The sequence below is a fragment of the Natronohydrobacter thiooxidans genome (genome assembly GCF_001884735.1).
GTDB classification, from domain to species: domain Bacteria; phylum Pseudomonadota; class Alphaproteobacteria; order Rhodobacterales; family Rhodobacteraceae; genus Roseinatronobacter; species Roseinatronobacter thiooxidans_A.
The window spans coordinates 134055-153931 of record NZ_MJAP01000010.1; the positions used below are offsets into that span (position 1 = coordinate 134055).

The 19877-nt window shown below is 63.9% G+C and carries 17 protein-coding genes; 12 read left to right on the plus strand and 5 right to left on the minus strand.

What is annotated here, in order from left to right; genetic code table 11:
* Window positions 1-117: 117 nt before the first annotated feature.
* Genes BG457_RS07425 through BG457_RS07435 form a run of 3 tightly spaced genes read left to right on the plus strand, consistent with a single transcriptional unit; the run spans window position 118 to window position 3899 of the window.
* Entirely contained in the window at window positions 118-1485 is a 1368-nt protein-coding gene (locus BG457_RS07425; RefSeq protein ID WP_071796382.1) for a pilus assembly protein TadG-related protein, read from the plus strand.
* On the plus strand, window positions 1482-2021 hold the full coding sequence (locus BG457_RS07430; RefSeq protein ID WP_071796383.1) for a TadE/TadG family type IV pilus assembly protein: 540 nt from the start codon (window positions 1482-1484) through the stop codon (window positions 2019-2021). The genes BG457_RS07425 and BG457_RS07430 overlap by 4 nt, the downstream gene beginning before the upstream one ends.
* Before the next feature lie 9 nt (window positions 2022-2030).
* Window positions 2031-3899: a TadE/TadG family type IV pilus assembly protein gene (locus BG457_RS07435; protein WP_071796384.1), complete on the plus strand. Its 1869-nt coding sequence runs from the start codon at window positions 2031-2033 to the stop codon at window positions 3897-3899.
* A 12-nt stretch (window positions 3900-3911) separates the two neighbouring features.
* Here BG457_RS07435 and BG457_RS07440 read toward each other — a convergent pair whose 3' ends face one another.
* Complete coding sequence (locus tag BG457_RS07440; protein ID WP_071796385.1) at window positions 3912-4499, minus strand: TetR/AcrR family transcriptional regulator; 588 nt, start codon at window positions 4497-4499, stop codon at window positions 3912-3914.
* Window positions 4500-4598: 99 nt separating this feature from the next.
* Here BG457_RS07440 and BG457_RS07445 point away from each other — a divergent pair, with 99 nt between their 5' ends.
* The gene (locus tag BG457_RS07445) at window positions 4599-4913 is read left to right on the plus strand and encodes a hypothetical protein (protein ID WP_071796386.1); all 315 of its coding nucleotides are present in this window, start codon (window positions 4599-4601) and stop codon (window positions 4911-4913) included.
* Here the strand turns inward: BG457_RS07445 and BG457_RS07450 are convergent.
* On the minus strand, window positions 4905-5684 hold the full coding sequence (locus tag BG457_RS07450) for a heme-dependent oxidative N-demethylase family protein (protein WP_071796387.1): 780 nt from the start codon (window positions 5682-5684) through the stop codon (window positions 4905-4907). The genes BG457_RS07445 and BG457_RS07450 overlap by 9 nt on opposite strands.
* Window positions 5685-5760: 76 nt before the next feature.
* Between BG457_RS07450 and BG457_RS07455 the strand changes: the two genes are divergently transcribed.
* Window positions 5761-6885: a carboxylate-amine ligase gene (locus BG457_RS07455; RefSeq protein ID WP_071796388.1), complete on the plus strand. Its 1125-nt coding sequence runs from the start codon at window positions 5761-5763 to the stop codon at window positions 6883-6885.
* 37 nt (window positions 6886-6922) lie between these two features.
* Here BG457_RS07455 and BG457_RS07460 read toward each other — a convergent pair whose 3' ends face one another.
* Genes BG457_RS07460 through BG457_RS07470 form a run of 3 tightly spaced genes read right to left on the minus strand, consistent with a single transcriptional unit; the run spans window position 6923 to window position 9314 of the window.
* Complete coding sequence (locus tag BG457_RS07460; protein WP_071796389.1) at window positions 6923-7531, minus strand: ABC transporter ATP-binding protein; 609 nt, start codon at window positions 7529-7531, stop codon at window positions 6923-6925.
* Complete coding sequence (locus BG457_RS07465; RefSeq protein ID WP_084657528.1) at window positions 7528-8337, minus strand: ABC transporter permease; 810 nt, start codon at window positions 8335-8337, stop codon at window positions 7528-7530. Before BG457_RS07465 ends, BG457_RS07460 begins: the two co-directional genes overlap by 4 nt.
* A 5-nt stretch (window positions 8338-8342) precedes the next feature.
* Window positions 8343-9314, minus strand: a complete 972-nt coding sequence (locus BG457_RS07470; RefSeq protein ID WP_071796390.1) for an ABC transporter substrate-binding protein — start codon at window positions 9312-9314, stop codon at window positions 8343-8345.
* Between the two features lie 215 nt (window positions 9315-9529).
* On the opposite strand from BG457_RS07470, the gene BG457_RS07475 reads away from it, so the two are divergent.
* The 7 genes from BG457_RS07475 (at window position 9530) to BG457_RS07505 (ending at window position 19786) form a co-directional block, all read left to right on the plus strand.
* Window positions 9530-11275 (plus strand): PQQ-dependent methanol/ethanol family dehydrogenase, encoded by a 1746-nt coding sequence (locus tag BG457_RS07475; RefSeq protein WP_071796391.1) that lies wholly within the window; start codon window positions 9530-9532, stop codon window positions 11273-11275.
* A 120-nt stretch (window positions 11276-11395) separates the two neighbouring features.
* A complete protein-coding gene (locus BG457_RS07480; RefSeq protein WP_071796392.1) occupies window positions 11396-13498 on the plus strand; it encodes a 4Fe-4S binding protein in 2103 nt (700 codons plus the stop codon).
* A complete protein-coding gene (locus BG457_RS07485) occupies window positions 13495-14421 on the plus strand; it encodes an FAD:protein FMN transferase (protein WP_071796393.1) in 927 nt (308 codons plus the stop codon). The genes BG457_RS07480 and BG457_RS07485 overlap by 4 nt, the downstream gene beginning before the upstream one ends.
* A 246-nt stretch (window positions 14422-14667) precedes the next feature.
* The gene (locus BG457_RS07490) at window positions 14668-16230 is read left to right on the plus strand and encodes an ABC transporter substrate-binding protein (protein WP_071796394.1); all 1563 of its coding nucleotides are present in this window, start codon (window positions 14668-14670) and stop codon (window positions 16228-16230) included.
* A gap of 72 nt (window positions 16231-16302) precedes the next feature.
* Entirely contained in the window at window positions 16303-17256 is a 954-nt protein-coding gene (locus BG457_RS07495) for an ABC transporter permease (RefSeq protein ID WP_071796395.1), read from the plus strand.
* On the plus strand, window positions 17256-18176 hold the full coding sequence (locus BG457_RS07500; RefSeq protein WP_217649499.1) for an ABC transporter permease: 921 nt from the start codon (window positions 17256-17258) through the stop codon (window positions 18174-18176). The genes BG457_RS07495 and BG457_RS07500 overlap by 1 nt, the downstream gene beginning before the upstream one ends.
* The gene (locus BG457_RS07505; protein ID WP_071796396.1) at window positions 18176-19786 is read left to right on the plus strand and encodes an ABC transporter ATP-binding protein; all 1611 of its coding nucleotides are present in this window, start codon (window positions 18176-18178) and stop codon (window positions 19784-19786) included. Before BG457_RS07500 ends, BG457_RS07505 begins: the two co-directional genes overlap by 1 nt.
* Window positions 19787-19877: the final 91 nt, after the last annotated feature.

Here is a 19877-nt window from a genome sequence, read left to right on the forward strand (position 1 = left end):
TCCTGATTTCCGCCACAATTCCGGGGGGTTTCGCCCAAATGCTGCCACAGGACAGCGGTAGCGTGATTTCCGAATTCCGTGCTGCGTGCCGTGGCACGGCGATACTGTGTCGGTTTGATGAAAATGGTGATCCTGATGGCCCGGTCCTGCGTGAAGACCCTGAAAGCTGATATCTGCGGCGCGCTGCAGCGCTATCGGCGCGAAGAGGACGGAGCGATTCTGATCTTCGGCCTGATCGCCTTTGTCCTCATCCTCATGGTCGGCGGGATCGCGGTCGACATGATGCGCTATGAAAGCGAGCGTGTGCGCCTGCAAGGCACCGCCGACCGCGCCGTGCTGGCGGCTGCCATGATGCGCGAAAACCCGGCGAACCCGGAAGCCGAGGATGTGGTGCGCTCGTATTTCGCCGCCGAAGGGCTGCAGGCCTATATCTCCGATCCGGACTCCATTGCGGTGATCTCGCATGATGGGGTGCGCGAGGTGCGTGTGGCGCCGCGGGCGCGGATGGACACGACTTTCATGCGGCTCAGCGGCGTCGATCAGTTGCAGATGAACCTGCTGGCGGCGGCAAGCGAATCCCTTGCCGAGATCCAGTTCGAGATCGTCATGGTCCTTGATGTGTCATGGTCGATGGATTCCAACAACCGGATGGCCAACCTGCGTCAGGCCGCCATCGATTTCGTCCAGACAATGCTGCCCGAAGACAATGACGGGCGTGTCGCGATCACCTTCGTGCCCTACAGCACCGAGGTCATCTTGCCGCCGGGGGTGCTGAACTATTTCCACAATCTGACGGATCCGCTCTCGGGCAACACCAACAACGCCTTCTGCCTGGATTTCGAGAACTGGACCGATATTACCAACAGCATTGCCACGCCCATGTTCCGCCGCACATGCTCGCTCGGGGTGGCCGAGCGCGGGCACCTGCCGCAATTCGTGTCGCTCGAAGATACCCCGGTCCGGCCCTATGTGCGCTCGCGCACCGAGGCGATCAACTATATCAACTCGCTGGGGCCAAGCTGGGGCACCTCGATCGATCTGGGCGTGCGCGTCGGCGGGCTGTTCTTCGACCCGACCCTGAACCCGGTGATCGGGCATCTGATCGACAACAATCAGGTCGCCCCGGTCTTCAGCAACCGCCCGTACGGCTGGAATCAGCCGATGGTCTATCGCGCCATGATCATCATGACCGATGGCGAAAACTGCTGCTTCCCGCCCGCTGTTCCCAGCTCTCATCCGGCGGTCCGCAAGCCCTCGCTTGCCGTTCAGGACGCCGATACGCTCAGCACCTGCAACGCGCTCAAGGCGCAGAGCGTGAACATCTATGCAGTGGCCTTCGAGGCCCCTCCGGCGGGTGAGGCCCTGATGGAAGCCTGTGCCTCGGCCCCGTCCTTCTATTTCAACAGCTCGGGCGAGGAACTCGTGGCCGCTTTCCAGAATATCGCGACCCATATCCAGACCCAGGCGCTGAGGCTGACACAATGACCCGCCTGAGTCAGATCGTGCAGGCCCTGACCCGCCGCTGGCGCCAGGAGGATGGCGCGGTCACTGTGGAATTCGTGATCGTCTTTCCCTTCGTGCTGTCCATCCTTCTGATGGCGATTGACGCGGGCGTCACGACCTTGCGTCAGACCTTTCTGAACCGCGCCGTCGATATCGTCATGCGCGATGTCCGTCTGGGCCGTCAGAACCAGTCGGACAGTATCAAGGAACTGATCTGCGCGCGCACATCGATGCTGCCCAACTGCCTGCAGAACATCACGGTCGAGATGCAACCCATAGACACGGTCAATTTCACCGGTCTGGACGACCCCATCCGCTGCATCAACCGCGAAGAGGATCTGATCCCGCAGGTCACATTCAACACCGGTGTGGCGGGCGGGCAGGAACTCATGCTGGTCAAGGTTTGTGTGGTTGCGGATCCGTTCATCCGTATCACCGGCTTTGTCAGCCACCTGCCGATCAATGCCGATGGCGACTACGTTCTGGTCGCCACCAGTATTTTTGTCAAAGAACCTTGAGTTAGCGACATGTCTCACCAGTCCCCAATACGCTTTCTGCTGAACCGGCTGCGCCGCTACCGCGACGACGCGCGCGGCTCCCTGAGCGTGGAAATGGTGCTGGTGCTGCCGATCCTGCTCTGGGCCTATTTCGCCATGATCATCTTCTTCGATGCCTATCGGGCGCGCATGGAGGCCCAGACCGCTGCGCTCACGGTCGCTGACCTGATCTCGCGGCAGACCGACATGATCAGAACTGATTATCTTGAGGGGATGAATGACGTCTACGATTTCCTGACCACGCGCGCGCAGGAGACCCGGTTGCGGATTTCCTCGGTCATGTGGGATCTGGACCTTCAGCAACCCGTGATCGCCTGGTCCTATGGTACGCGCGGGCTGCCGTCACTGCTGGATCTGTCCGATATGGTGTCCGACGTCGGCTATATCGGCGACGAGGGCGGAGGCGAGGGCGATGCGGGCGGCCTGCCCGACGGACCGGGCTTCGGCAATTTCGCGAACATGATCCCGCGCGAGGATCTCGCGCAGCGCATTCCCGCAGTACTGCCCGGCGAGGCGCTGATCCTCGTCGAGGCCTTCACGCTCTGGGAAAGCCCGATCCGAAGCTTGTTGGGCTTTCGGTTCCTCAATGACACGCGCCTTACGCCGATTGCGGTGACCCGCCCGCGTTTTTCACCCTTCATCCGTTCGGAATTCGACAATAACGTGTTTCCCGAAGGACCGCCCGAATATCTGCCACCTGTGGGCAACCCTCAGGGTCCGTCCGAACCCGAGCCCGAGCCTGAACCGGAACCGCCGGTCCCCACGACCGCGACCATTGTCGATACCAGTTTCAGCAATGGCGTGCCCCCCGGCTGGACGCGCACCACGGTCAATACCAGCGGCGCGAATGCCTTCCTCGGGCCTTTCGGTCGCGAAACCTGGCAGACCCCGCTGAACTATTCCGTCAATCTGGGCGAGACCTCGCAAACTGCGCTGATCGAGTTCGACCTCTTCGTGATCGACAGCTGGGACGGTTACGGCCCCCAATGGGCGCATCCCGAAGGCGAGTTCATGAGCATTCTGGTCAATGGCACATCCATTTCGCTGGAGGCGTTTCAGGCCGATCTTCCCGGCATGATGCGGCTTGAGCGCCGCACGGTCGCTTCGCGCGCCGAGGGGCGTTTCACCACCACCATGCAACTGATCCAGAGCGGTACCAACCTCTATGGCGCAGGCTGGAACGATCAGGTCTGGCGCGTGCGTATCGAGGTCGAGAACCCCGCGACCCAGTTCACGCTTGGCTTTGCCGCGCGCCTGGACGAGGATCTGAACAATGAATCCTTCGGCCTGCTGAATTTCCGCGTCACCGCAGAGCGCGGCAGCCATGGACCCGCGCATTTCGTGCCCAATGCCGCAAGCCTGATGGGAACCGACCCGCTGACGCGATTCTCGGCCTATGCCGGCTGCCCCAATCGCGACATTGCCGCGCATGCGATGTCGCTGAACAATTCCCATCTGGCCGCGCCAGTGCGGATGTGGCGCGCGGCGGGGGGGACGCAATGGGCCGGAAACTGCGGCATTTCAGGCGCGACGCGTTATATCCGCGCCTCTCCGACCATGGTGCTGCATTACACCAATGACACGAGTGACATAACGGGAAACCGGTTGCGCATCAGGACGCAGGACAACAATGCGGGCCGCAATTGTGACGCGTCGCTGCTGATCCGCGATCCCTTTGGCCAATGGTCCTATAATGACACTATCTCGACCTCGCTGCTCAGCCCCGATTACAATGCGCGGATCAATCTCGGCCATGCCGCAACCGGAGAATATCTTATCTGGATCGGCTCCTATAACAGTGGCACATGCCAGACGGATCTGCGCTTCGAGCGCTACTGACGGTCTCGCGTCTCAGGCCCCCACGGCCTTTCGCACCATGTCCCAGTAGATATCTTCGACCCGCTCCAGGCTGAGCCGCCCGCCCTCGCGATACCATGTATTGACGCCTGTCAGCATGGCAATCAGCGCAAATCCCGCCAGCTTGGCATCAGGCAGTGTGAACTGCCCCGCCGCCACCCCGCGTTGCAATATCCCCTCCAGATGCGCCTCATAGCTGCGGCGCATTTCCTCGATCCGGGCGAAATTTTCGGGCTCCAGATTGCGCAATTCCATATAGGCGATGAACACCGCCTTTTCGCGCGCCCGGTGAAAGCGGATATGAAAGCGCGTGAATTGCTCCAGCGCCGCGCATGCGTCAGGGCAGGGTGGCAATTCTGCCAGCGCGGCATGCAACTCGGCCAGATGCGCCTGCATCAGATCGAACAGCAAGGATTGCTTGTCGGGCGTATAGAGATAGAGCGCGCCTGCCTGCACGCCCACGCCTTGCGCGATCTGGCGCATGGACACCGCCGCATAGCCATGCTGCGCAAAAAGATCGAGCGCGACCGCGCGGATGCGCGGGCCGGTAATCTCGCCCGAGGAGTTCTTCTTGCGTGCCATCCCCTCTAATGCCCGCGAAAGGCACAGCGGCGCAAGCCTGCTTGCGCGCGCGCGCCCTGCATTCTAGACTTGCGCAAACCACGGATCGAGGGATGCCGAGTGCACGCGACTGTCACGCCTCAACGCTGCCTGCGCGCGCTTTTCCTCTGCGCGCCGCTGCTGCTGACCGGCTGCCTTGCGCCCCGGGATCTGCCGCCCCGCAGCGCGGCTGCGACCACCGCGCAAAGCCCCGGCCTGCTGCCGCTGTCGCAGATCGTCGCGCGCGCGGCTGACACGCCCGACACCCCGCGCCTGACCGCCGCCCCAGAGGCGCGCGTGGCAGCGCTTCAGGCCCGCGCCGCCCGCCTGCGTGGCCCGATCATCCCGGAAGCCGAGCGCACGCGCATGCTCAGCGCCCCGGACCGGCTACGCTGATCCGTCAATTTCGGCCAGCGCCTGTTGCTGCGCCTGCGTCAGATCCCCGCGCCGCACCTGCGCGGTATGGATCGAGAAGACCACCGCGCCGGTGCGTGGCAGCTTGAGCAGGCATTGCCGCTCCGAGCGGATGTACTCGCCATCTCCGGATTTGTCCTTGGGCGCGAATTCCGCGCGCGGCTGATAGAGGGCAGGGTTGGTGTAGCGCAGCAGATTGGCCCGCCAGAGCGGCTGCTCAGGCCGCATCAGATCGAACATGCGCTGCACCCGCGCGCCCAGGCCCGCATCATAGCTTGCCACTGGCACATGAATCCGCATCAGCGGTCGGCCCAGCTTCTCGCGCAAGGTCCAGCTAGAGGGAAAGCACAGCACCGCGCCCGTCAGCACATGCTCGCTGCCCTGTTTCTGCAGGATGCAGAAATCTTCCTGCAAGAGATGCCCCAGCGTCCAGAGCGGGCGTGAGGGATCGGGCGTGACGCAGATCCCATCGGGTCGCTTCACCTGCGCGCCGATCACCTCGAACCCATGCGCAGGCAGATCGCGCAGCACTTCCTCCAGCAATTCCCCCGCCGCCTCCGCCGCCTCGGGCAGCAGTGCCACCACCTCCTGCGGGCGCTCGTCCAGCAGTCGCGCGCGCTCGCGCATCTGAGGCGCATAGGCGTCATCGACCAATAGCCAATCGGCGCGCGGAAGCGGCATCACGCCGGGCAGGCGGCGCTGCGCGGGGTAGACCCAAGGGGCAAAGGGCAGGGTGGTGTTCAGGATCTCCATGACGCATCGCTACGCCGCGCCCGCGCCTGCGTCAATTATCTCTTGCGGGATGATCAGGCGGCGCTACTCTGGACGGATGGAATGCGCATATACCCTTGGCATCGAGGAAGAATATCTGCTGGTCGATATCGAGACCGGCAGCCTGACCGATGTGCCCGACGCGCTGATGCATGACTGCGTGGCGGCGCTCGGCGATCAGGTCTCGCCCGAATTTCTGGCCTGCCAGATCGAGGTCGGCACCGGGGTCTGCGCCAATCTTGATGAAGCGCGCCGCGATCTGGGCAATCTGCGCCGCGCCATCGCGCGCTGCGCCGGGGAATACGGGCTCGCGCCGCTGGCTGTCTCCTGCCATCCCTTTGCCGACTGGCAATCGCGCAAACATACCGAGAAAGACCGCTACAATGACCTCGCCCGCGATCTGGGCGGGGTGGCGCGGCGTATGCTGATCTGCGGCACGCATGTCCATGTCGGCCTGCCCGATGATGACCTGCGCATCGATATCATGCGCCAGTTTACCTATTTCCTGCCGCATCTGCTGGCGCTTTCGACCTCCTCACCCTTCTGGGGCGGGCAGGATACCGGGCTCAACAGCTACCGCCTGTCGGTCTTCGACAATCTGCCCCGCACCGGTCTGCCGCCTGATTTCATCAGCTATAGTGAATACCGCCGCTCCGTCGATATGCTCATTCAGGCGGGGTTGATCGAGGACACGACCAAGATCTGGTGGGATATCCGCCCCTCGGCCCGGTTTCCGACGCTGGAAGCGCGGATCTGCGATGTCATGCCGGTCATGGAACATACACTGACCATCGCCGCGCTGGTGCAGTCGATCACCCGGATGCTGGTCGAGTTGCGCCGCCGCAACCAGCGCTGGCGCATCTATGACCGTTTCCTGATCGCCGAGAACCGCTGGCGCGCGCAGCGCTATGGCCCGCGCGAGGGCCTGCTCGATATCGGCAAGGGTGCGCTCGTGCCGGTGCCCGAGCTTGTCGCCGAGCTGATCGAATTGCTGCAGGCCGATGCGATGGTGCTGGGCTGTCTCAATGAATTGCGCGGGGCGCAGGATATCCTTGCCTCAGGCACCAGCGCCGAGCGCCAGCGCGCGGTTTTTGCCCAAGTTCAGGCCGAAGGCGCATCGCGGGACGAGGCGCTGCGCGCAGTGGTCCACAGCCTGCGCCGCGAGTTTCTGCAGGGGCTCTGACTCCGCCCTCCGTAGGGTGCGTGCGGAGCCACGCACCCTACGCGAAGCGCCTCCCCGAGGCGCAGACAGATGCCTGCGCCGCGAGCACCATCTGCCGCGTGGCCAGCCGGTCCGCCTCGTCCTGCGCATGGGTGACAAAGACGGTTGCGGGGCGCTGTTCGGCGATCACGCTTTCGGTGAGTGCCAGCATCTCGCCCACCAGCGCGGCATCGAGCGAGACGAAAGGTTCATCCAGCAGAAGGATATCGGGCCGTGCCGCATAGGCACGCGCCAGCGACAGCCGCCGCTGCTGGCCCAGCGACAACTGACCGGGATAGAGCGCGCCCTTGCCCGCAAGCCCCACCCGCGCCAGCGCGGCGTCGGCCTGCGCCCGGTCCACCCCGGTCGTCAGCCGCAGATTGTCGCGCGCCGAACGCCAGGGCATCAGGGTGGGTTCCTGAAACACCATCGCGACCCGGCCTGCGCGCCGGACCTGCCCGTCGAAATCGCGGTCCAGCCCGGCGATGATGCGCAGCAGCGTCGATTTGCCGACCCCCGAGGGGCCAAGCACCGCCAGCACCTCGCCCGGCGCGACCTGAAAGACCAGATCGCGCAGCACCTCTGATGGGCCGAACCGTTTGGAGCGGAGCGCGACCTGCAGGCTCATGCCTCCCTCCAGCGGCGGGCGCGGGCCTCCAGCGGTTGCAGGATCAGCGTCTCGATGGCCAGCATCACCGCGATGAAACTCAGCGCATAGACCATCACCATGGTCACATCGAACATCTGGAAATGCAGATGGATCTTGAAGCCGACCCCCTGTCCGCGCCCCAGAAACTCGACCACCAGCACGATTTTCCAGATCAGGCTCAGCCCCGCCCGCGCCGTTGCCGCCAGATGCGGCGCAAGCTGCGGCAGCAGGATATGGCGCAGCCGGGCAAGGGGCGACATGCCGAAAACCTGCGCCATATCCGAGAGCGGCCCGCTCAGCGCCCGCGCCCCTTCGCGCATCATCGCTGTCACCAGCGGGATCTTGTTGATCGCGACCGCGACAATGGCGGCAGTCTCATTCAACCCGATCCACAGGAAGCAGAGCACGATCACCACCAGCGCGGGCAGGTTCAGGAAAAACACCAGCCAGGGGTCCAGCCAGCGGTTCAGCCGGGGCAGAAGCCCCATCAGCACCCCCAGCACCAACCCCAGCGACATGGCCGCAGCGAAAGCCTGCGCCACCCGCCCCAGCGTCGCGCCCAGATGCAGCCAGAGCGCGCCCGAGACTGCCTCGGACCACAGTCGCGGCAGCACCGCCTGCGGTCCGGGCAGCACCATCGGATCGGCCTTGAGCAAGGCCAGACCCCACCAGAAGGTCAGAAGGCCCAAGAGCGAGAGCACCCGCACCGCCCAGCCGGGCAGCGGGCGCGGCACCAAGGCGGTGCCGCGCCGCGCGATTGGTCCTGTCTCTTCGCTCACCGACATGCCGCTCAGGATCCGAGCGGCACGAAGACCCCGTCGGGCAATTCGGTCGCACTGCCCACCAGTTCCTCGCCGCCAAGCTCGCCCATCAGCCGGAACATCGCGCGGGCAGAGGCTTCGTCAACCGGCCCGTCGCCCGGAATACCGGCCCGGAACCCGGCCTTGAGGGCCGCGAATTCCGCGTCATCGGCGGCATTCATCATCGGGCGCAGCCGGTTCCATTCCGCGTCGCTGGAGCCCAGCAGCGCCTTGGCATCGCGCGAGGCGCTGGCAAAAGCCGCAACCAGTTCCGGCTGCTCCGCGACCATCGCCGATTGCACCACATAGCCCAGCAGCGGCATATCCGGGTCCATGCCCAGTGCTGTTGCGGCCTCTGCCACCGAAATCAGATGGCGCATGCCTGCCGCTTCCTGCTTGGCCATGAAATGCCAGAAATTGATCGCGCCGCCCAATTCGCCCGAACGGGCGGTCTGAAAGATCAGGGGGGGGGCGCCATAGACCTGTTCGGTTTCTGCCAGCAGGTCGAAACCCTGTTGCGCGGCATAGGCGCGCAGGATCAGCCAGCTTTTGTCATTCGGCCCGCCCGCGATGCCGATCTGCTGGCCTGCAAGATCCTGCAGCGTCTGCGCAGCGCTCTCTGCCGGCACCATGACCCCGCCGACGGCGCGGCTATAGGGGATGAAGGCGATATCCTGCCCCGCCGCGCGCTGGCGGGCGACCCAGATCCAGTCATCGACGATCACATCCGCCTCGCCGCCCTGAAAGGCGATCTGTCCCGCCGATTTGCCCGCAACCTCCAGGATCTCCAGCCGGAAGCCATTGGCCTCGTCCAGCCCGTGATGGCGGATCGTGTCCAGTTCCCAGGCGACAGTGCCCCCGGCCTGACTGGCCAGCGTCAGCACCGGCAGATCGGCAAGGGCAGGGGCCGCCGCAATGCTCAGCGCAAGGGCTGCGTGTCTGATAGATGTGAAAATACTCATGCGCTCTCCTCCCGGCATATGCGGAACAGCCTATGCCGGGAGCCCCGCGCAGCCTATTCGACCAAAGGCCAAATCAGGCGGTTTTGCCTTTGCACAAAGGTCGTAAGACGAATGGCCAATTTCGCGCCCCGCAGCCTTTCGCAATACTTCCCGGCACTGATCTTGCCGCGCCTTGCCGATGTCCGGCCAAGCCCGGCCTTTTGGGAGGAAGAAGGATGAACAGATTTCTGCTGGCCGTTTGCGCCGGGCTCATGGCCGCACCCATGGCTGTCGCGCAGGTCACTGAAGCCGATCTTGCCAGCGATGACGTGGTGACGACCAGCGTGCTGACCAATGGCATGGGCCGCCATATGCAGCGCTACAGCCCGCTCGATCAGATCAACAAGGACAGCGTGCAGAACCTGTTTCCTTCATGGTCCTTCAGCTTCGGCGGCGAGCGCCAGCGCGGTCAGGAAAGTCAGGCGCTGGTCTATGACGGGGTGATGTATGTGACCGGCTCTTACAGCCGTGTTTTCGCGCTGGATGTGAAAACCGGGGCGAAGCTCTGGCAATATGACGCGCGCCTGCCCGAAGGGATCCTGCCCTGCTGCGACGTGATCAACCGGGGCGCTGCGATCTATGGCGACAATATCTATTTCGGCACGCTGGATGCGCGGATCGTTGCCCTGAACCGCCACACGGGCGCTGTGGTCTGGAACCAGCGCTTTGCCGATTACCGCGAGGGCTATAGCTATACCGCAGCCCCCCTGATCGTGAATGGTCTGGTGATCACCGGCAACTCGGGCGGTGAATTCGGCATCGTGGGCGCGGTCGAGGCGCGCAATGCCGAGAATGGCGAACTGGTCTGGCGTCGTCCGGTGATCGAGGGCCATATGGGCATGCTCGATGGCGAGGAAACCACCATGACCGGCGAGCTGAACGCAAGCTGGCCGGGCGATATGTGGCAGACCGGTGGCGGCGCGACCTGGCTGGGCGGCACTTATGACGCCGAGACGGACACGCTGATTTTCGGCACCGGCAACCCCGCGCCCTGGAACAGCCATCTGCGCGAAGGCGACAACCTCTATGCCGCCTCGCGGATCGGGCTGGACCCTGCGACCGGCGAGATCAAATGGTATTTCCAGACAACCCCTTGGGAAGGCTGGGATTATGACGGCGTGAACGAAGTCATCCCCTTCACCGATGCCGAAGGCAACGGGCGTCTGGCCACGGCTGACCGGAACGGCTTCTTCTACATCCTGAACCGCGAGGATGGCAGCTTTGTCGATGCCATGCCCTTTGTCGAGGAAATCAGCTGGGCCAGCGGCATTGACGAGACCGGCCGCCCGATCTTCAACCCCGATAACCGCCCCGGCAACCCGGCGGAGTCGGCGGATGGCCAGCGCGGCGAAGTGGTCTGGGCGGTGCCCGGCTTCCTTGGCGGCAAGAACTGGCAGCACATGGCCTATTCGCACAACACGGGCTATTTCTATGTGCCCGCGAATGAATGGGGCATGGATATCTGGAACGAGCCGATCACCTATCGTCAGGGTGCGGCCTATCTCGGTGCGGGCTTCACCATCAAGCCCTTGTTCGAGGACCATATCGGCGCGCTGAAGGCGATTGACCCGAACACGATGGAAATCAAGTTCCAGGTCAATAATGCCGCGCCGCTCTGGGGCTCGGCCATGGCGACCGCAGGCGGGCTTGTCTTCTACGGCACGCCCGAGGGCTATATCAATGCCATTGACGACGAGACCGGCGAGATCCTCTGGCAGTTCCAGACCGGCTCGGGCGTGGTCGGCCAGCCGATCACATGGGAAGACGAGGATGGCGTGCAATATCTCTCGGTCGTCTCGGGCTGGGGCGGGGCCGTGCCGCTCTGGGGCGGCGAGGTCGCGCAGCAGGTGGCCTATCTCAATCAGGGCGGTTCGGTCTGGACCTTCCGTATTCCCGACGCGCTGCTGGCCTCGGCCCAGTAATCCGCGCGCGATATCCTAAGCTTGCAGGAACCCGGCCCCGTGCCGGGTTCTTCATTTGCGTGCGGGACTTGGGCGAAAGTCGCATATCCGCAGGCGCTGGCCTTCAGTATCGTGCCCTGCATGATCCCGATTCTGCGCCTGTTTCTGCTGTGTGTCCTGCTGGCCTTGCCCGCCCGCGGGCAGGTGCTTTCCCCGCAGGAAATGCTGGCCTATGTGCCCCCGCCTTTTGGCTTGGGCGCGGCATTGAATGACAAGGGCCTCTATCAGGTCGTCAATTCGGGCGGGGCGCCCGCCGGGTTTGTCTTCACCACCCAGCCCTATGCGCCCTTGCCGGGATTCGCCGGCGCCCCGGTCAATGCGCTGGTGGTGCTGGACCGGGATGGCACCTTCGTCACCGTGCGCCTTGTGCATCATAACGAGCCGATCTTCATTTCCGGCATGGGCGAGGCCCCGTTTCTCGCGTTTTTCGAGCAATATGCCGGGAAATCCATCTGGTCGCCCATGCGTATCGGCACGCCCTATGGCGGCGCGGATGCCGGATCCTCGCTCATCCATCTCGACGGGATCACCAAGGCCACGGCCTCGGTCCGCATCGCGCATGAGTCGATCATGGCCGCCGCCCATGCGGTCGCGCGCGAACATATGCAGGGCCGTGTCGCCGCGCCTGCCGCGCGCCCGGACCCTGACCATGACGAGGCGCTCACATGGGCCGATCTGGTCGATCAGGGGCTGGCCAGTCATCTGCGCGTCAGCAATGCGGAGATCGATGCTGCTTTTCAGGGCACGCGCTGGGCCTATGCGGACCCGGAAGCGCAGGCAGACCCGGACGGGGCCTATCTCGACCTCTGGCTTCTCGATGTGTCCCCGCCCGCACTGGCCCGCGCGGCGCTTGCGCCGTCCACCATCGCGCAGATGGCGCGGTTTCAGGGTGTTGCACCCACCGATGAGTTTCTGCTGCTGATCGAGGCCGGGCGGCACGGGCTGGTCAGCGAGAGCTTCGTGCGCAATACCGCGCCCGATCTGATCAAGGCCGAACAGGGCGGCTTTCCCATCGCGCTGCGCGATGCCGATTTTCAGGTGGATCTCGCCCCCGATGCGCCCGAAGGCACCGCGATGATCCTGCGCACGGATCGACGGTTGGGTTTCAACCCTGCCGAACCTTTCACCCTGATCATCGAGGCCCTGCGCGAACATGGTTTCATCACCCCTGAAATCGGGCGCGTGGAGCTGCAACTCGCGCATCAGACCGATGAACGCTTCTTCCTGCGCGAGCGCGTCATCACCCCGCCGCCGCCATGGCTGGAAGCGCTGCAAAACCGCCAGATTGACCTGATCCTGCTGGCGCTTGGTCTGGCCGCGCTGGTCTGGGCGCTTGGCGCAAGGATGAACCGGTTTGCAGGCTGGCGGCATTTCACCCCCGCGCGGTTGCTGATCCTTGCCGTGATGACCGGCTTTGTCGGCTTCTGGGGGCAGGGGCAATTGTCCATCGTCACACCCCTGGGTGTCTTGCGCACAGCGCTTGAAGGCGGCTCTTACCTTTTCCTGCTCTATGACCCGTTCTCGCTGATCCTCTGGGCCGCTGCGATTCTGGGCTTTGTGCTCTGGGGCAGGGGGCTCTTCTGTGGCTGGCTGTGTCCCTTCGGTGCGCTGCAGGAATTCGCGCATCATCTGGGGCGCCTGCTGCGCCTGCCGCAGATCGAGCCATCCGCAGCTTGGGACAAGCGGCTGAAATCGCTGAAATATATCGCACTTGGTGGGCTGGTGGCGCTGGTGGCTTTCGCGCCCCAGCATGTCGATACCGCCGCCGAGATCGAGCCCTTCAAGACCGCGATAACCATGTTCTTCATCCGCGACTGGCTCTATGTCGCCTATGCCGCATTCTGGCTTCTCTTGGGCATGGTGCTCTTCAAGGGCTTCTGCCGCTATCTCTGCCCATTGGGTGCGGTCATGGCGATTGGCGGGCTGATCCGGGGCCGCGACTGGATTGCGCGGCGCGCGGAATGCGGCAGCCCCTGCCAGCTCTGCCGCGTCAAATGCAGCTATGGGGCCATCGAGAAAAGCGGCAAGATCGCCTATTCCGAATGTTTCCAATGCCTTGATTGCGTCGCGATCCATGATGACGAAAAACGCTGCGTGCCGCTGATCCTGGCCGCGCGCAAATCCACCCGCCCCATACCGGTTCAGCCCGCGCCCGAACCGAAACCGCAAGAGGCGCCGGCATGAGCGCGCTCACCCGCCGCCGCTTCCTGACCATCACCGCCTGCATGGCGCTGGCCGGCTCCTCCCGCCCAGATGCGCCCGCGCCGCGCGTGACATGGCGCGGCGCGGCACTCGGGGCTGATGTCAGCATCACGCTTGACGGCCCCGACCACCTGACCCGCCCGCTACTCGCCCGCGCAAGGCTGGAGATTGAGGCGCATGAGGCCCGCTTCAGCCTGTTTCGTGCGGATTCGGATCTGGTCCGGCTGAACCGTCAGGGCCATCTGCCCGATCTGGACCCGCGCTGGCGCGACCTGCTTGCCCTCTCCGACCGGTTGCACCGTGAGACGGGCGGGGTGTTCGACCCCAGCATCCAGCCGCTCTGGCTGGCCCATGCGACGGGCGGCGACCTGGCCGCCGCGCGGGCGCTTGTCGGCTGGACTCGCGTCACTCTGCCAAGCGCCACCCGGCGCGGTTTGCGGCTGGCGAGGGGGCAGGCGCTCAGTTTCAACGGCATCGCGCAGGGCGCGGCCACGGATGCGGTGAGGCGCCTGCTGCGCGCGGGCGGCCTGACCCGCGTCATGGTCGATATCGGCGAGACCGCGACGCTGGGCGGCCCGTGGCGTCTGGGCCTTGCCGATCCCGCGCAGGGGATTTTCGCGACCGTCGATCTGTCCGATGGCGCACTAGCGATCTCCAGCCCCGCTGCCTTGTCCCTTGGTCGCGGCGCAGATCACATCCTGCATCCGGCGGGCCAGGGGCAGGCGAAATGGTCCAGCGTCGCGGTCATCGCCGAGGATGCGGCCCTTGCGGACGGGCTGTCCACCGCCGCCTGCTTCATGAGCAGCGATGCGCTACGCGCCTGCGCGCAGCGTCTGGGCGGGATCAGCCGTATCGTGCTGCTCGACAGGAATGGCCGCTCAGAGTCGCTCTCGATTCCGCTCTGATGCGATGCGACCCGGAAATGCCTGCAAAATATGAGTTTCGGCAGCGGTGCATGCCGCAGCGCAGCGGCTCTGAGGTTTATTGACTGATCAATCAAACATATATCTTGACGGTTACAAATCTTTTCTCTCTATTCTTCCGGGATGGCGCATGTAGTATTTCTGTTACAAGATGCGCTTAGTGGCAGCGGTCAGGGGCAAGCTATGGATCGCTTGCAACCAAGAAACCGCAACAGGGAGAAACGCAACATGACCGACAGATCTCATCACACAGGCATGACCCGTCGCGGGCTTCTCAAAGGGGCAACCGCGCTGGGGGCTGCCGGGCTGATCCTGCCCGCCAGTTACCGCAAGGCGCAGGCCGCGCCGAACAAGGGCGGCACGTTCCGCATTGGTCTGGGTCACGGCAACTCGACCGACGGCTATGATCCGGGGCTTTGGGACAACCTCTATGCGCAGGTCTTCGCCGCCGCGCGCCACAACCAGCTGATCGAGGTCGATGCCGATGGCCAGCTTATCCCGGAAATCGCAGAAAGCTGGGAATCGCCGGATGGCCAGACCTGGATTTTCCGCATCCGTCAGGGTGTCACCTTCCATTCCGGCAAGAATCTCACGGTCGAGGATGTCATCGCCTCGCTGAACCACCACCGCGGCGAGGATGCGACCTCGGCCATCAAGCAATTCTTCGACCCGGTGCAGGATATCCGCGCCGATGGCCAGAATGTCGTGGTCACGCTGGACGCGCCGAATGGCGATTTCGCCTATCTGATGTCGGATTATCACCTTGCGATCATGCCAAGCGCGGATGGCAGGATCGACCCGAGCTCGACCGATGGCTGCGGCCCCTATATCGTCGAAAGCTACGAGCCGGGCGTGCAGGCCAGCCTGAACCGCAACCCGGATTACTGGAAATCGGACCGCGCCCATTTCGACCGTGTGGAAATTCTCGCGATCCTCGATTCCGCCGCCCGCCTGAATGCGCTGATGACCGGGCAGGTCGAACTGATCGACCAGATCGACCCGGCGACCATCGGCATGCTCGAAGCGCGTGGCGTCGCCAATATCCTCTCGATCCCCGGCAATGCGCATTATGTCTTCCCGATGGATGCCCGCGCGGCGCCTTTCAGTGACAATAATGTGCGGCTCGCGCTGAAATACGCCATCGACCGCCAGCAGATGGTCGATACCATTCTCGGCGGGCATGGGGCTGTGTCCAATGACAACCCGATCGGCCCGGCCAACCGCTATTTCTATGCAGATATGGAACCCAAGAGTTTCGACCCCGACCGCGCGCGCTTCTACCTGCGCGAGGCGGGCATGGACAGCCTGACGGTTGATCTGCATGTCGCCGATGCGGCCTTCTCTGGGGCCGTCGATGCCGGTGCGCTTTTTGCTGAAACCGCCGCGCAGGCGGGTATCAATATCAACCTGATCCGCGAACCCAATGACGGCTATTGGGATAATGTCTGGATGCAGAAACCCTTTGTCGCCAGCTATTGGGGCGGACGTGCGGTCGAGGACCATATGTTCACCACCGGTTACGCAGCCGGTGCCACATGGAATGACAGTTTCTGGTCGCATGATCGCTTCAACGAGCTTCTGGTGCAGGCGCGGTCCGAGGTTGACGAAGATCTGCGGCGCGAGATGTATCAGGAGATGCAGCGCATCGTGTCCTTCGAGGGATCGGTCATCATCCCGATGAACAACAATTTCGTCATGGCGACAGCCACGAATGTGGCCACGCCGGAACAGATTTCGGCGAACTGGAACCTTGACGGGTTCCGCTGCGTCGAACGCTGGTGGTTTGCCTGATCGCTTCGCCCCGCCCCCGAAACGGGGCGGGGTTTTCGCCTGTAAAGGCGCAATAAAGACATAGGGGGACGGATGCACGCAGTTGTCGTGATGATCCTGCAGCGCCTCGCACTCGGGGTTCTGACACTCTTCGTCGTTTCGCTGGTGATTTTTGGCGCGACCGAACTTTTGCCCGGCGATCTGGCCTCTAGCCTGTTGGGCCAGTCCGCAACGCCCGAAACCGTCGCCGCGCTCCGCCGACAGATGGGCCTCGATCTGCCTGCGCCGGTACGCTACTGGGACTGGCTGACAGGCGTGCTGCAAGGCGATTTCGGGGTCTCGCTCGCCACCCGCCGCCCGATTGCCGATATGCTCTCCGCGCGTCTGGGCAATACGGTGTTTCTCGCACTCTATGCCGCTGCCATCGCCGTGCCGCTCTCGCTGATCCTTGGTGTCCTCGCGGCGCTGTGGCGCAATTCGATCTTTGATCGCGTCGCCAATGCCGGTGCGCTCTCCGCCATTTCCTTCCCCGAATTCTTCGTCGCCTATATCCTGATCTTCCTGCTGGCCCAGAGCGGCTATTTCCCCTCGATGACGCGCCTTTCGCCCGCCATGAGCCTTGGCGACAAACTCTATGTCACCTTCCTGCCTGCGCTCACGCTGACGCTGGTCGTCACCGCCCATATGATGCGCATGACCCGCGCGGCGATCATCAACCTGATGGCCTCGCCCTATATCGAGATGGCGCGCCTCAAGGGCCTGTCGCCGCTGCGTATCGTGCTGCGCCATGCCCTGCCCAATGCGCTGGCCCCGATCATCAATGTGATCGCGCTGAACCTTGCCTATCTGATCACCGGGGTTGTGGTGGTCGAGGTGGTCTTCGTCTATCCGGGGCTTGGGCAGTTGATGGTCGATAGCGTGTCGAAACGCGACATTGCCGTCGTGCAGGCCATCGCGCTGATCTTCGCCTCGGCCTATGTGCTTCTCAACTTGACAGCGGATGTGCTCTCGACACTCACCAACCCGCGCCTGATGCGGAGGAAATGATGGCTGTCCTGATCTTCCTCGCCGCCTTCATCGCGGCCAGCATCCCGCTTTCATGGCTGTTCCGTGCCGGGCTTGCCCGCGCCCTGCCGCGCCATATGGCCGTGGTCGCACGCGACATGCCGCTGACCGCCGCTTTCGGTCTCTGGGTGATCGCGCTCTATATCCTTGTGGCCTTCTTCGCGCCGCTGCTTGCACCTTTCCCCGAACGCGCGGTCGTGGGCACGCAATTCCAGCCCTGGGACAGCGCGCATTGGCTCGGTACGGACCGGCTCGGCCGCGACATGCTCTCGCGGCTGATCTATGGCGCGCGCAACACGGTCGGCATCGCTTTTGCGACCACCGCACTGGCCTTCATCGTCGGCTCGCTCCTGGGGATCTGGGCCGCGCTGCGCGGTGGCTGGCTCGATCAGGTGCTTTCGCGCTTCGTCGATGCGCTGATGGCCATCCCCTCGCTGATCTTCTCGCTTCTGCTGCTCACGATCTTCGGCACCACGGTCATGACCCTGATCTTCGTGATCGCCGCAGTGGATGCGACCCGCGTCTACCGCATCGCGCGCTCTGTCGCCCAAGGCGTCGTGGTCATGGATTATATCGAAGCCGCCCGCCTGCGCGGCGAGGGCAACTGGTATCTGATCCGGCGCGAGATCCTGCCCAATGCATTGGCACCGCTGGTCGCGGAATTCGGGCTGCGCTTCTGCTTCGTGTTCCTCACCATCTCGTCGCTGTCCTTCCTCGGTCTTGGCATTCAGCCCCCGACCGCCGACTGGGGCAGCATGGTGCGCGACAATGCGACCCTGATCACCTTCGGCGATGTGACCCCGCTGCTGCCGGCCGGCGCCATCGCGCTCCTGACCGTGGCGGTAAATTTCGTCGTGGACTGGCAGCTTTACCGCGCATCCGGCCTGAAGGAGCAGGGATAATGGCAGATGTGCTTCTGACCATCAAGGATCTGAGGATCGAAGGCCGCGCAGGCGATGACTGGCTGCCGATCATCAAGGGCGTCGATCTGACCCTTCATCGCGGCGAGGTTCTGGGGCTGATCGGCGAATCCGGTGCGGGCAAATCCACGCTGGGGCTGGCCGCGATGGGCTTTGCCCGCGATGGCTGCCGTATTTCGGGCGGCGAGATCAATTTCGACGGGATCGACCTGCGCCGCGCCTCCGAGGCGAAAAAGCGCGCCCTGCGCGGGCGGCGCATCGCCTATGTCGCGCAATCCGCCGCCGCCAGTTTCAACCCGGCCCATAAGCTGATCGACCAGTATAGCGAAGTGCCGGTGCTGGGCGGCATGGGCCGGTCCAAGGCCGAGGCCGAGGCGAAAACCCTCTACCGCAAGATGCAGCTGCCCCATCCTGACGAGATCGGCTTTCGCTATCCGCATCAGGTCTCGGGCGGCCAGTTGCAGCGCGCCATGACCGCGATGGCGATGGCCAGTCACCCCGATCTGATCATCTTTGACGAACCCACCACCGCGCTCGACGTGACCACCCAGATCGAGGTTCTGGCCGCGATCCGCGACATCGTGCGCGACTACAACACCGCGGCGATCTATATCACACATGATCTGGCCGTGGTGGCGCAGATGGCTGATCGCATCAAGATCCTGTTGCGCGGCGATGAGGTGGAAGAGGCCGACACCCGCACCATGCTGTCCGCCCCCAAGGCGGATTATACCAAAAGCCTCTGGGCCGTGCGCAGCTTCGCGCGCCCCGACGCCCCCCCGCCCGAAGGCGCGCCGCTGGTCTCGGTCCAGAATGTCCGCGCAAGCTATGGCAAGATCGACATTCTGCACGATGTCAGTTTCGACATCCATGCCGGGCGCACCTTGGCGGTTGTGGGTGAAAGCGGGTCGGGCAAATCGACAGTGGCCCGCGTGATCACCGGCCTTCTGCCGCCGCGCGAAGGGCAGGTCGTGTTCGACGGCACGCCGCTGCCGCCCGATTACCGCGCCCGCAGCCGCGATCAGTTGCGGCAATGCCAGATGATCTATCAGATGGCCGACACCGCGCTGAACCCCAAACTGCGCCTGCGCGAGCTGATCGGGCGTCCCGCCTATATGTATCTGGGGCTGCGCGGGCGCGCGCTGGACGCGCGGATCCGCGAGTTGCTGGCGCTGATCGAACTGGAGCCGGACAAATATATCGACCGGCTGCCCTCGGAACTCTCCGGCGGGCAGAAACAGCGCATCGGCATTGCCCGCGCGCTTGCCGCAGAGCCGCGACTGATCATCTGCGACGAGGTGACAAGCGCGCTCGACCAGATCGTGCAGGAAGGCATCCTGAAGCTTCTGGACCGGCTGCAACGCGAGTTGAATCTGGCCTATATGTTCATCACCCATGACCTCTCGACCGTGCGCGCCATCGCCGATGAGGTGGTGGTCATGCAAAAGGGCCGCGTGATCGAGCAGGGGCCAAAACCCGAGATGTTCGCGCCCCCGCATGAACCCTATACCGAATTGCTGCTCTCCTCGGTGCCGCAGATGGACCCGGACTGGCTGACCCGGCTACTGGACGAACGCGCAGGCCATCGCTGAACTGGTCTCGGGCGGGCATATCGACCCGCCCGGCAGCACGCTTGCGCAAGGCGTGGCATTTGCCGCGCATTAGAGCGTGTCGCGTTTAATC